The following is a 13,004-nucleotide window of genomic DNA, read 5'->3' on the forward strand; positions in this document are numbered from 1 at the left end:
CCCCTACCGCGACGACTTCGGGTCGAGCGCGTCGCGCAGCGCGTCCCCGAAGAGGTTGAAGGCCAGCACCAGCGCGAAGATGGTGACGCCGGGGAAGAAGACGTACGCCGGGTCGGTCTGGAGGTAGTCCAGGCTCCGGTAGATCATCCGGCCGAAACTCGGCGTCTCGTCGGTCAGGCCGACCCCGATGAAGGCCAGCGCCGCCTCGCTGGTGATGAACTGCGGCACCGCCAGCGAGAAGGCCACCAGAATCGGCGCCCAGATGTTCGGCAGCAGCTGCCGGAAGAGCATGTGCCCCAGGCCGGCGCCGCTGGCCCGGGCCGCCTCCACGAACTCCCGCTCGCGCAGCGCGATCACCTGCCCGCGGACCAGCCGGGCGGTGCTGGTCCAGCCGAAGACCGCGAAGATCGCGATCAGCATCGCCACGCCGAACGCCTCGGGCACCGCGGCGCGCTCGCCGTAGAAGCGCAGCACCAGCGTCGGCATCAGGGCCAGCGCGATGATCAGGAACGGCATGGCCAGCACCAGGTCGGTGATCCAGGTGATCACCGCGTCGACCCAGCCGCCCAGGTAGCCGGCGACGACCCCGAGCGTGACGCCGAGCGCGGTGCTGAGCACCGCCGCCGAGAAGGCGATCAGCAGGGAGGTCCGCAGGCCGTACACCATCCGGATGAAGATGTCCCGGCCGGTGCCGGGTTCCAGCCCGAACCAGTGCTCGCCGGAGATGCCGCCCAGGTAGCCCAGCGGCATGCCGCAGCACCGGTCCAGCTTGTCCTTGAAGTCCTCGCCGGGACCGACGCCGTACACCAGGGACAGCAGCGGGGCGATCAGCGCGACCACCACGAAGAAGACCAGCAGGGCGGCACTGACCCGGGCGGTCCGGTCCCGGCGCAGCCGGGCCAGGGCGAGCTGCCCGGGCGACCGGCCGACGACGCCTCCGCTCCGCGGCGCGTCGCCGCCACCGCCGGACTCGATCTCGGCCAGCGCCACGCCCTCGACCGGGGACAGACTCACTGCGCCACCTCCTCGCCGCTCGCGCCCACCGACCCGGCCGGGGACGTCGATTCTGTCGAGGCCGCCTGCACCGGGACCACCAGGCCGGCGGCGGCCACCGGGCCGGACTCCGGGAAGTGGCAGGCGGTGGCCTGCCGGCCCCCGTCCCGGGGCACCAGGGCCGGTTCCTCGGTGGCGCAGACGTCCTGCGCCTTCCAGCAGCGGGTCCGGAACCGGCAGCCCGAGGGCGGGTCCAGCGGCGTCGGGACGTCGCCGGCCAGCCGGATCCGCCCGGCCGGGCCGAGCGCCGTCACGTCCGGGATCGCCGACAGCAGGGCCCGGGTGTACGGATGCTGCGGCCGTTCGTAGATGTCGGCCCGATCGCCGATCTCGACGATCCGGCCGAGGTACATGACGGCGACCCGCTGGCAGAAGTGCCGCACCACGGCCAGGTCGTGGGCGATGAACACGAACGCCAGGTCGAGGTCGCGTTGCAGGTCCCGGAGCAGGTTGATCACCTGCGCCTGGATCGAGACGTCCAGCGCGGAGACCGGCTCGTCGGCGACGATCAGCTTCGGCCGCAGCGCCAGCGCCCGGGCGATGCCGATGCGCTGCCGCTGACCGCCGGAGAACTCGTGCGGGTAGCGGTTGTAGTGCTCCGGGTTCAGCCCGACCAACTCCAGCAGCTCCTGCACCCGCTTGCGCACCCCACCGGGCGGGTCGATGCCGTTGACCTGCAACGGCATCGCCACGATCCGGCCCACGGTGTGCCGGGGGTTCAGCGAGGCGTACGGGTCCTGGAAGATGATCTGGAGGTCCTGCCGCAGCGGCCGCAACTCCCGCCGCCGGGCGTGGGTGATGTCCCGGCCGGCGAACTCGATGGTCCCGGCGCTGGGCTCCAGCAGCCGGACCAGCATCCGGCCGGTGGTGGTCTTGCCGCAGCCGGACTCCCCGACCAGGCCGAGGGTCTCCCCCGGCCGTACGTCGAAGTCCAACCCGTCGACCGCCCGCACCAGCCCCCGGCTGCGCAGTCCGGTGCGCACCGGGAAGTGCTTGGTCAGCCCACGTACCCGCAGCAGCGGCTCGGTCTCACTCATCGGGCCACCCCCACGTGTGCCACGTCCTCCTGGTAGAGCCGGGTGCGCTCCTGCGCCGACAGGTGACAGGCGACCAGGTGGCCGGCCTCACCCGCCGGGCCCAGCTCGGGCACCTCGGTGCGCGAGCGGTCACCGTTGCGGCCGGCGTACCGACAGCGCGGGTGGAACGCGCAGCCCGACGGCAGGTTGATCAGCGAGGGCGGCGTGCCGGGGATCGGCACCAGGTCCGCGTCCGCGTCGCCGTGCAGCGAGGGCACGCTCGACAGCAACCCCCAGGTGTACGGGTGCTGCGGGCGCCGCAGCACCTGCTCGACCGTGCCCCGCTCGACCGCCCGGCCCCCGTACATCACCAGCACGTCGTCGGCGACCTGGGAGACCACGCCCAGGTCGTGGGTGATCAGGATGATCGCCGAGTGGAACTCGGCCTGCAGGTCGGTGAGCAGGTCCAGGATCTGCGCCTGCACGGTCACGTCTAGGGCGGTGGTCGGCTCGTCGGCGATCAGCAGGTCCGGGTCGTTGACCAGCGCCATCGCGATCATCGCCCGCTGCCGCATGCCGCCGGAGAACTCGTGCGGGTACTGGTCGAAGCGGCGCGCCGGCTGCGGGATGCCGACCCGGCCGAGCATGTCCACCGCCCGGGTACGCGCCTCCCGCCGGCCCGCCCCCGGGTGGTGCACCCGGTACGCCTCGGCGATCTGCCGGCCCACGGTGTAGTACGGGTGCAGTGCCGACAGCGGATCCTGGAAGATCATCGCCATGTCCCGGCCGCGCAGCCGGCGCACCTCCTCGTCGGGGAGGCCGACCAGTTGACGACCACCGAGGGTGATCTCCCCGGTGATGGTGGTCCGCTTGGCGTCGTGCAGGCCCAGGATGGCCAGCGAGGTGACGCTCTTGCCCGAGCCGGACTCGCCGACGATGCCGAGCGTGCGCCCGCGCGCCACGTCGAAGGAGATCCCGTCCACGGCCCGGACCACGCCGTCGGTGGTGGCGAAACTGACCCGCAGGTCGTCGACGCGCAGGTGGGGCGCCTCGGCGGCGCGCTGCTCCGGCACGCCGGGGCGGTCGTCCGACTGCCCGGACGGCACGGGTTCCGGACTGTCCACGACCGCCTCCCTCAGGTTGTAGAGAACCTACAACAAAGCTTCGAGGGTGAAAATAAGCTACAAGCGGCGGGCTGTCAGCGGCCCACAGCGTAACGAGTCGACAACGGGCGTGAACAGTCCTCACCAGGACATTCACCACCGTGATCCGGTGTCGTCGGCCGGCCGTCACACCTGAGGTGCGACGATGGTCGCGGCAGGCAAGGGAGGATTCGCGCGAGTAGGCGGAGGTGACCATGACCGCGGCGGTGTTCGACCACGACGGCCTGTGGACCGAAGAGGAGTACCTCGCCCTCGGCGAGACGCGACAACGCGTCGAACTCTTCGACTGGAGCCTTTACGTGACTCCTCGGCCCACCCCCCTGCATCAAAACATTTCCGGAGAACTTCGCGCCGCGCTCCGCCAGCCGGTGCGTGAGGCCGGCCTGCGGGTGCTCGAAGCCGTGAACGTCCGCCTGAGGCCGGGCCGGATCCCGATTCCCGACCTGGTCATCACCAACGCCGTCGACCTGCGCGTGCTCGTGATCGACGCCAGCGACGTGCATCTGGTGTGCGAGGTCATCTCGCCCAGCAACGCGGCGACCGACAAGGTGCTCAAGATGCACTACTACGCCGCCGCCGGCATCGAGTGGTATCTGCTGGTCGACCAGGAGACCCTGACCATGCACCTCTACCAGCGGCAGGGTGGGCACTACGTCGAACGCTCGGTGACCAGGGCCGGTGAGGCGCTGGAGCTGACCGAACCGGTCAAGGTCACCATCCGTCCTGAGGAACTGCTCGGCTGACGAACGTCGGCCGGCTCGCCTAGGGTCGGGCGCATGACCGAGTTCGACGCGGCCTCCGCCGCCGTCCAGGCCGCCCTCGACGCGGGCGCCCGGTACGCGGACGCCCGGGTGATGCACCGCCGGTACGAGTCGATGTCGGCCCGCAACGGCGCCATCGAGGAGCTGGCCCAGGACGAGAGCATCGGCCTGGGGGTGCGGGCGCTGGTCGGGTCGAGCTGGGGCTTCCACGCCGTACCCGAGCTGTCCGACGCCGCGGCCCGCGACGCCGGCCGGCGCGCCGCGGCGATCGCCGCCGCGAGCGCGCGGGTGCCCGGCCCGCCGATCGACCTGGTGCCGACCGGAGCGGCCGTGGCGAGCTGGGCCTCGTCGTGCCGGGTCGACCCGCTCGGGGTCGCCCTCTCCGACAAGGGCGATCTGCTGGTCGGGGCCACCGCGACGATGCGGGAGCACGGCGCGGACGTGGCCGAGGGGCTCTACCAGATCTGGGACACCGCCAAGTGGTTCGTCTCCAGCGAGGGGCACCGGATCGACCAGCGCATCCGCGAGTGCGGCGGCGGCATCTCGGCCACCTCGATCGGTGACGGCGAGACCCAGCGCCGCTCCTACCCCAGCTACCGGGGCCAGTACGGCACCACCGGCTGGGAGCTGGTCGAGTCGCTGGACCTCACCGCGCACGCCGCGCGCATCGCCGAGGAGTCCCGGGCGCTGCTCACCGCGCGGGAGTGCCCGGCCGGCGAGACCGACCTCATCCTCGGCGGCGAACAGCTCGCCCTGCAGATCCACGAGTCGGTCGGCCACGCCATCGAGCTGGACCGCATCCTCGGCTGGGAGGCCGCCTTCGCCGGCACGTCCTGGTTGGACCTGGCCCAGCTCGGCTCGCTGCGCTACGGCTCCGAGCTGATGAACGTCACCATCGACCCGACCATCCCGGGCGCGCTGGGCAGCTTCGGCTTCGACGACGAGGGCTCCCCGGCGGTCCGCCGGGACGCGGTCCGCGAGGGGCGGTGGGTGGGCGTGCTCGCCGGTCGGGACTCGGCCGCCGTCGCCGGTCTCGACTACGGCGGCAGCGTTCGGGCCGACGGCTGGGCCCGGCTGCCGATGGTGCGGATGACCAACGTGGGCCTGGAGCCCGGCCCGCACACGCTCGACGAGATCATCGCCGCCACCGACGACGGGGTGCTGATGAATGTCAACCGCTCCTGGTCGATCGACGACAAGCGGCTCAACTTCCAGTTCGGCTGCGAGATCGGCTGGGAGGTGAAGAACGGCCGGCGCGGGCGGATGCTGCGCAACCCCACCTACACCGGCATCGGCCCGCTCTTCTGGCGCTCGATGGACATGCTCTCCTCCGAGACCGTCGCCTGGGGCACACCCAACTGCGGGAAGGGCCAGCCCGGCCAGGTCGGCCACACCGGCCACCCGGCCGCGCCGGCCCGCTTCCGTTCCGTCCGAGTGGGGGTGCGCGCATGACCGAGCTGGACGTCGCCGGTCAGGTGGTGGAGCTAATCCGCCGGCTGGCCGGCCCCGACGCGCAGGCCGAGGTGGCGGTGACCCGGCACGACCTGGCGCTGACCCGGTTCGCCAACTCCTTCATCCACCAGAACGTGGCCGAGTCCGGTGTCTCGGTGCGGCTGCGGCTGCACGTCGACGGCCGGACCGCCGCCGGCGGTGGCAGCCTGGTCGACGCCGACGGCCTGCACGCGCTGGTCGAGCGGACGGTGGCGGCGGCGCGGCTCTGCCCGCCGGACCCGGCCTGGCCGGGGTTGACCCCGCCCACGGCGGTGCGCTCCAGCGGCCTGCTCGACGAGGAAACCGCCTACGCCGAGCCGGACGCGCGGGCGGACCGGGTCCGCGCCTTCGTCGAGGCGGTGGGCGGGCTGGAGGCGGCCGGCTACTGCCGGACGTCGTACCGGTCCGGGGCGTTCGCCAACTCCGCCGGCCACACCGCGCAGGGCCGCACCACCGAGGCGGCGATGGACGGCATCGCCCGGGCCGGCGGCGCGGACGGGATGGCCCGGCTCTGCGCCGACCGCCTGGCCGACCTCGACGGGGCGGCGCTGGGAGCCCGGGCCGCCGGCAAGGCGCGCGCCGCCGCCGACCCGGTGGAGCTGCCCCCGGGCCGGTACGAGGTGGTGCTGGAGCCCGCCGCGGTGGGCGACCTGCTGCAGAACTTCTCCTGGTACGGCTTCAACGGCAAGCGATACGCCGAGCGGCAGTCCTTCGCCGAGCCGGGCAGCGCCCAGTTCGACCCGTCGGTGATCCTGGTCGACGACCCGCTGCACGCCTCCGCCCTCCCATACGACCTGGAGGGCACCGCCCGGCGGGCGCTGACGCTGGTCGAGGCCGGGGTGACCCGCGCGGTGGCGCACGACCGGCGCAGCGGCGCCGAGGTGGGCACCGGGTCCACCGGCCACGGCATGGTCGGCGCGTCCACCTTCGGCCCGATCCCCCGCAACCTCCGCCTGCTCGCCGCGGCCGGCCCGGGCGGGCGGCCCGACGGCGGCGCCGAGGTCACGCCCGGGGCGGTGGCGGACGGGGACACGGCCGCGCTGGTCGCCGGGATGGAGCGCGGGCTGCTGGTCAGCGACTTCTGGTACACCCGGGTGCTCGATCCGAAGAGCCTGGTGATCACGGGGCTGACCCGCAACGGCGTGTGGCTGGTCGAGGACGGCGTGCCGACCCGGGCGGTCCGCGACTTCCGGTTCACCGAGTCGTACCCGCGGGCGCTGGCGCCGGGCGCGGTGCTCGGCCTCGGCCGACGGCCGGTCCGCCAGCCGGACCGGCTGGACGGGGTCTGGTGGGAGGCGCCGGCGCTGCGCCTGGCGGCGTGGAACTTCACCGGCGGCGCCTCCGGCTGACCTCGGGTACCGTGGTGTCCGGCACGCTCGCGTGCCGGACCTCCTGACCTGGCGCCCACGCCGCCTGGCCGAGCGGGGGCGAAGGTGGCCCGTTGCCATCGCGAGTGACGCGTGTCGTTCGGGCCGATCCGCCGGATGGACGCGACGCTGGCGTGGGGTACGGCGGTCGCGCTGTCCAGAGGGCGTAGATCATGACCGAACAGAAGAAGCTCAAGCAGCGGGTACGGGCCCGCATGGCGGCCACCGGCGAGAGCTGGACCACCGCCCGCCGTCAGGTGCTGGCCCACGCCGAGCCGTCGGCGGACCGGGTGCTCCCGCCGGGCCTCGTGCCCGGCTACCGCACCTTCGGTCCCCGCCAGCACCGCGAGTCGGGTCTGCTCGCCCACGTGCTGGCGGCACAGGGGGTGCGCGCGCCGCACACCGACGCCCCGTACACGGAGGCCATGCTCGCCGGGCTCGGCGGCGGTGTGGGATTCATGTACGCGGTGTTCGAGTACCGCGACCTGCCCTCGTTGCTGACCATCGTGGCCCAGCACCATCCACAGCCCTGGGTACCGGCCGCGCTGGACCGGCTGGGCCTGCCGTACGTCGAGGAACACAGCTCGAAGGCGGGACCGGCGATCGACCGGCTCCGGACGGCGCTGGGCGGAGGCCGGCCGGTCTTCGCCACCGTGGACCGGAGTCGACTCCCGTGGCACGGACTGGAACCGGGGCCCGGCAACGACCCCTATCCGGTGGTGGTCGCCGGCGTCGACGGGGATGTCCTCCACCTGGACGACGAGGGGCCGCACCCCCGCCAGCTCCCGGTGCAGACGTTCGCCGCCGCCTGGTCGGCCCACCGCAAGGGGCGCCACCAGGCCGTCACGGTCACCGCCACCCGCGAGCGGACCGACCTGCCGACCGCGATCCGCGACGCCGTCGCCACCACCGTGGCGCACCTGACCGGTCCGGTCCTCCACAACAGCTTCGACACCAACTTCGGCTTCAGCGGCATGGCGAAGCTCGCCCACCAGTTGCGCGACACCCGCACCAGAACCGGTTGGACCCGGCGCTTCGGGGCCCCGGTGCCCTTCTTCCACGGGGTGCGCCGGTTGTACGAGTGCCTGGAGGTGGAGTACACCGCGCCCGGCGCCACACGGCCGGTCTACGCCGACTTCCTCGACGAGGCCGCACCCCTGGTCGGCGACCGGCTCACCGAGGCCGCGGCGCTGTTTCGCCTCTCCGGTGAACAGTGGTCGCGCCTCGCGGCACTCGCCCTGGACACGGTGCAGGGACTCGGCGCGTACACCGAGGTGGCCGAGCAGCGCATGGCGCTGGTCTTCAGCCGGGGGCGCGACGCCGAAGCCGAGATCCGGGAGCTGACCCGGCGCCTGGCCGAACTCACCGAGGAGTTCACCGCCGAGGACCAGCTCGGGGCGGTCGGCCGGCAGGAGCTCTTCGCCGCCATGGCGGATCTGGTGGAATCCTGCCTGGAGTCGGAGCGGCACGCGGTGACCGCGCTGGCCGGCAGGACCATCGGCGACGCCTCCGGCTGACCGTCCGGCGTCGACCGGAGACGATCTTTTCCGTCCTCCGCACATTGATCATGCTCCGGGTCTTTCCAACCTGCGGGACACACGGGACACTGCGTTGCGCGGCCGGGCCGTGGAGATCGGCGTAACGTGTGTCACTTAGCTGCGCCGTCATGCCGGTGCGGTCGTTGGTGTGCGCAAAGACGTGGCAGTGGACCCCAGTCCCACCGGTCCGCTGACCGAACGGAACGTGATCCGCCGCCCGCGAGGGCCCCGTCAGGGAGACGACTCGAATGACATCAACGGCAACGAGGCCGCGGGGGGTGCGGGCGCGCGCCGCCATCGCGGCGAAGACGTTGCGGACCGACCGCTGGTGGCTCGCCCCACTGCTCACCTTCGCCGGGCTCACCGCCTGGGTCGCGTACGCGACGGTCCGGGTCTTCATGCACAAGTGGTACTGGGTCGACGCGTACCACTACCTGACCCCGTTCTACTCCCCCTGCGTCACCGAGCGGTGCACCGAGGGCTCCTCGCACTTCGGCAGCTTCCTGCCCGGCTGGTGGATCATCCCGGACGCCGCGCTGACCCTGCCGTTCCTGCTGTTGTTCCGGTTGACCTGCTACTACTACCGCAAGGCGTACTACCGCTCGTTCTGGCTGTCGCCGCCGGCGTGCGCGGTGCCGGACGGGCACAAGGCGTACGGCGGCGAGACGCGGTTCCCGCTGCTCGGGCAGAACCTGCACCGCTACTTCTTCTACGCCGCCGCGATCATCTCGCTGATCAACACCTGGGACGCCATCCTGGCCTTCCACTCGCCGAAGGGCTTCGGCTTCGGGCTGGGCAACATCGTCCTGCTCGTGAACGTGGTGATGCTGTGGGCGTACACCATCTCCTGCCACTCGTGCCGGCACATCATCGGCGGGCGGCTCAAGCACTTCTCGAAGGCTCCGATGCGGTACAAGGCCTGGACCTTCGTCTCCGCCCTGAACGTCCGGCACATGCAGCTCGCCTGGATCACCCTCGGCACCCTCGCCCTGACGGACTTCTACGTCATGGCGGTCGCGGCCGGCTGGTTCAACGATCTGCGGTTCATCAACTAGAGGGCGCCTGGACATGACGACTACCACTCGCATCGAACGACACCACTACGACGTCGTCGTGATCGGGGCCGGCGGCGCCGGCCTGCGCGCGGCGATCGAGGCCCGGTTGGCGGGCAAGAAGACGGCGATCATCTCCAAGTCGCTCTTCGGCAAGGCGCACACCGTGATGGCCGAGGGCGGCGCGGCGGCCGCCATGGGGAACGTGAACAACCGGGACAACTGGCAGGTCCACTTCCGCGACACCATGCGCGGCGGCAAGTTCCTCAACAACTTCCGGATGGCCGAGCTGCACGCGAAGGAGTCGCCGCAGCGGATCTGGGAGCTGGAGACGTACGGGGCGCTCTTCGACCGCACCAAGGACGGGAAGATCTCCCAGCGCAACTTCGGCGGCCACGAGTACCCGCGGCTGGCGCACGTCGGCGACCGCACCGGCCTGGAGCTGATCCGCACCCTCCAGCAGAAGATCGTCTCCCTCCAGCAGGAGGACAAGCGCGACCACGGCGACTACGAGGCCCGGATCAAGGTCTTCTCCGAGACCACGATCACCGAGCTGCTGCTCGACGGTGACCGGATCGCCGGCGCGTTCGGCTACTACCGGGAGTCCGGCGAGTTCGTCCTCTTCGAGGCGCCGGCGGTGGTGCTGGCCACCGGCGGCGTCGGCCGGTCCTACAAGGTCACCTCGAACTCCTGGGAGTACACCGGGGACGGTCACGCGCTGGCGCTGCGCGCCGGGGCGACGCTGATCAACATGGAGTTCCTCCAGTTCCACCCCACCGGCATGGTCTGGCCGCCCTCGGTGAAGGGCATCCTGGTCACCGAGTCGGTGCGCGGCGACGGCGGCGTGTTGAAGAACTCCGAGGGCAAGCGGTTCATGTTCGACTACGTCCCCGACGTCTTCCGCAAGCAGTACGCGGAGACCGAGGAGGAGGCGGACCGCTGGTACACCGATCCGGACAACAACCGGCGCCCGCCGGAGCTGCTCCCCCGCGACGAGGTCGCCCGCGCGATCAACAGCGAGGTCAAGGCCGGTCGGGGTACGCCCGCGGGCGGCGTCTACCTCGACATCGCCTCCCGCCGCTCGGCCGAGGAGATCCGTCGCCGGCTGCCGTCGATGTACCACCAGTTCAAGGAGCTGGCCGACGTCGACATCACCGCCGAGCCGATGGAGGTCGGCCCGACCTGCCACTACGTGATGGGTGGCGTGGAGGTGGACCCGGACTCGGGCGCCGCGTACGGCATCGTGCGCGGGCTCTTCGCCGCGGGTGAGGTCTCCGGCGGCATGCACGGCTCCAACCGGCTCGGCGGGAACTCCCTGTCCGACCTGCTGGTCTTCGGCAAGCGGGCCGGCGGGCACGCGGCGTCGTACGCCGACCAGCTCGGCGCGCGGCCGAAGGTGTCGATCGGCGCCGTGGAGGCGGCGGTGGAGACGGCGCTGGCGCCCCTGCAGCGGGACACCGGCGAGAGCCCGTACACCCTCCAGCAGGACCTGCAGGCGGTCATGGGGGATCTGGTCGGGATCATCCGGCGCGAGGGTGAGCTGGTCGACGCGCTGCGCCGGCTGGCGGAGCTGCGCGAGCGGGTGGCCAAGGTCAGCGCCAGCGGCGGCCGGCGCTACAACCCGGGCTGGCACCTGGCCCTGGACCTGCGCAACATGCTGGTGGTGTCGGAGTGCACCGCGAAGGCGGCGCTGGAGCGGCAGGAGTCCCGCGGCGGGCACACCCGGGAGGACTTCCCGGCGATGGAGCCGAAGTGGCGGCGGGTCAACCTGGTCTGCTCCCTGGACGGCGACACCGTACGCCTGGACCACAAGCCGCTGCCGACGATGCGGCCGGAGCTGATCGGCCTCTTCGACCGTGCCGAGCTGGCCAAGTACCTGACCGACGAGGAGCTCGCGGAGTTCGACGCCCTCGCTGAGGAGGCGGGCAAGTAATGGGCAACAAGCGACAGTTCCGGATCTGGCGGGGCGACGAGACCGGCGGCGACCTGCAGGACTACACGGTCGAGGTGAACGAGGGCGAGGTGGTCCTCGACGTCATCCACCGGCTCCAGGCCACCGACGCGCCCGACCTCGCCTGCCGGTGGAACTGCAAGGCGGGCAAGTGCGGCTCCTGCTCGATGGAGATCAACGGCAAGCCGCGGCTGAGCTGCATGACCCGGATGTCGACCTTCGACGAGGCCGAGACGGTCACGGTCACCCCGCTGCGCACCTTCCCGGTCATCCGGGACCTGGTCACCGACGTCTCGTTCAACTACGAGAAGGCCCGGGAGATGCCGGCCTTCGCGCCGCCGGCCGACGTGGCGCCCGGGGACTACCGGATGCAGCAGGTCGACGTGGAGCGCTCGCAGGAGTTCCGCAAGTGCATCGAGTGCTTCCTGTGCCAGACCGTCTGCCACGTGATCCGCGACCACGAGGAGAACAAGCAGGCCTTCGCCGGTCCCCGGTTCTTCATCCGGGCGGCGGAGCTGGACATGCACCCGCTGGACGCGAAGACGGACCGCAAGGATTACGCGCAGGCCGAGCAGGGGCTCGGGTTCTGCAACATCACCAAGTGCTGCACCGAGGTCTGCCCCGAGCACATCAAGATCACCGACAACGGGATCATCCCCATGAAAGAGCGGGTCGTCGACCGCAGGTACGATCCCCTTGTGTGGCTTGGTAGCAAGATCTTCCGTCGGGGTGACACGCCCCAGAGCACCGCGGGCAGCGCGGGGAAGGAGTCCGTGGTGCACAGCGGCGCTCGTCAGAGTGGGGTCCACTCGCACGCGGGGGGTTCGCACGATCCGCTCGCCGAGGTGCAGGCCCAGCAGGGTGTCAACTGGCACCGCGAGGTCCCGCACCCGACCGCCCCGGCGGTCGACGCCACCGGCCGGCTGCCGCTGACGGAGCTGACCTTCGACCGGGCGGCGGCCCCGTCCCCGTTCGGCGACGACGTCACCTTCCCGCTGCCGCCGGAGCACCTCAACTTCGCTCACCCGAGCCAGGACGAGAAGCACTGATCAGGGCAAGCATCGACGGGGGCCGCGGCGACAGCCGCCGGCCCCCGTCCCCTTTTAACCCCCCTGTCGCTTTCCCCCGGGTCGTCCCGCTCGTCGATCATGAAGCTGTTGTCCGCCGGGCCGGCGTGTCGGGGCGACAACTTCATGATCGCCGGGCGGACCCCGCGGGTCAGGGGGCGGTCAGCAGGAGGGGGCGGAGGGCGGCCACGATGGGGGCGTCGGCGGGGAGCCAGGTGACGGTGTCCAGCTCGGTGGCGGAGAGCCAGCGCATGGCCTGGTGCTCCAGCGCCTTGGGCTGGTCGTCGTGCAGGAGCCGGGCCGCGTACACCTTGAGCACCGAGCGGCCGTGGGCCATCCGGACGTCGCGACCCACGCGGTCGCCGATCTCGACGCGTACGGCCAGTTCCTCGACGCACTCACGGGCCAGCGCGGCGGTCTCGCTCTCGCCCGGCTCGACCTTGCCGCCGGGGAACTCGTACATCCCGGCCACCTCCGGCGGCGCGGACCGCGCGCAGGCGAGCACCCGCCCGTCGCGGATGATCGCCGCCCCGACGATCACCTTC

Annotated in this window: 11 protein-coding genes; 7 read left to right on the forward strand and 4 right to left on the reverse strand. The window is 71.8% G+C overall.

Annotated elements, in window-relative coordinates; all coding sequences use genetic code 11:
• Positions 1-3: 3 nt before the first annotated feature.
• From ACTWM8_RS26135 to ACTWM8_RS26145, 3 genes are read right to left on the reverse strand one after another with little or no spacing between them, the layout of a single operon-like run.
• Positions 4-1,014, reverse strand: coding sequence for an ABC transporter permease (locus ACTWM8_RS26135; RefSeq protein WP_446211296.1), 1,011 nt, complete (start codon positions 1,012-1,014; stop codon positions 4-6).
• On the reverse strand, positions 1,011-2,090 hold the full coding sequence (locus tag ACTWM8_RS26140) for an ABC transporter ATP-binding protein (RefSeq protein WP_446211297.1): 1,080 nt from the start codon (positions 2,088-2,090) through the stop codon (positions 1,011-1,013). Before ACTWM8_RS26140 ends, ACTWM8_RS26135 begins: the two co-directional genes overlap by 4 nt.
• The gene (locus ACTWM8_RS26145) at positions 2,087-3,142 is read right to left on the reverse strand and encodes an ABC transporter ATP-binding protein (protein WP_446214686.1); all 1,056 of its coding nucleotides are present in this window, start codon (positions 3,140-3,142) and stop codon (positions 2,087-2,089) included. The genes ACTWM8_RS26140 and ACTWM8_RS26145 overlap by 4 nt, the downstream gene beginning before the upstream one ends.
• A 284-nt stretch (positions 3,143-3,426) precedes the next feature.
• Here ACTWM8_RS26145 and ACTWM8_RS26150 point away from each other — a divergent pair, with 284 nt between their 5' ends.
• The 7 genes from ACTWM8_RS26150 (at position 3,427) to ACTWM8_RS26180 (ending at position 12,441) form a co-directional block, all read left to right on the forward strand.
• Positions 3,427-3,975 carry a Uma2 family endonuclease gene (locus tag ACTWM8_RS26150; RefSeq protein ID WP_446211298.1) on the forward strand — a complete coding sequence of 183 codons (549 nt, stop codon included), beginning with the start codon at positions 3,427-3,429 and terminating at the stop codon, positions 3,973-3,975.
• Between the two features lie 33 nt (positions 3,976-4,008).
• Complete coding sequence (locus ACTWM8_RS26155) at positions 4,009-5,445, forward strand: TldD/PmbA family protein (RefSeq protein WP_446211299.1); 1,437 nt, start codon at positions 4,009-4,011, stop codon at positions 5,443-5,445.
• Positions 5,442-6,833 (forward strand): TldD/PmbA family protein, encoded by a 1,392-nt coding sequence (locus ACTWM8_RS26160; RefSeq protein ID WP_446211300.1) that lies wholly within the window; start codon positions 5,442-5,444, stop codon positions 6,831-6,833. Before ACTWM8_RS26155 ends, ACTWM8_RS26160 begins: the two co-directional genes overlap by 4 nt.
• Positions 6,834-7,024: 191 nt before the next feature.
• Positions 7,025-8,368 carry a DUF4872 domain-containing protein gene (locus ACTWM8_RS26165; RefSeq protein ID WP_446211301.1) on the forward strand — a complete coding sequence of 448 codons (1,344 nt, stop codon included), beginning with the start codon at positions 7,025-7,027 and terminating at the stop codon, positions 8,366-8,368.
• 269 nt (positions 8,369-8,637) lie between these two features.
• Positions 8,638-9,444: a hypothetical protein gene (locus tag ACTWM8_RS26170; protein WP_446211302.1), complete on the forward strand. Its 807-nt coding sequence runs from the start codon at positions 8,638-8,640 to the stop codon at positions 9,442-9,444.
• Between the two features lie 13 nt (positions 9,445-9,457).
• Positions 9,458-11,374, forward strand: coding sequence for a fumarate reductase/succinate dehydrogenase flavoprotein subunit (locus tag ACTWM8_RS26175; RefSeq protein ID WP_377611899.1), 1,917 nt, complete (start codon positions 9,458-9,460; stop codon positions 11,372-11,374).
• Positions 11,374-12,441, forward strand: coding sequence for a succinate dehydrogenase/fumarate reductase iron-sulfur subunit (locus ACTWM8_RS26180; RefSeq protein WP_446211303.1), 1,068 nt, complete (start codon positions 11,374-11,376; stop codon positions 12,439-12,441). The genes ACTWM8_RS26175 and ACTWM8_RS26180 overlap by 1 nt, the downstream gene beginning before the upstream one ends.
• 169 nt (positions 12,442-12,610) lie before the next feature.
• On the opposite strand, the gene ACTWM8_RS26185 is transcribed toward ACTWM8_RS26180, so the two are convergent.
• A complete protein-coding gene (locus ACTWM8_RS26185) occupies positions 12,611-13,000 on the reverse strand; it encodes a (deoxy)nucleoside triphosphate pyrophosphohydrolase (protein WP_446214687.1) in 390 nt (129 codons plus the stop codon).
• Between the last annotated feature and the right edge of the window lie 4 nt (positions 13,001-13,004).

It is taken from the genome of Micromonospora sp. IBSANI012, from assembly GCF_052814045.1.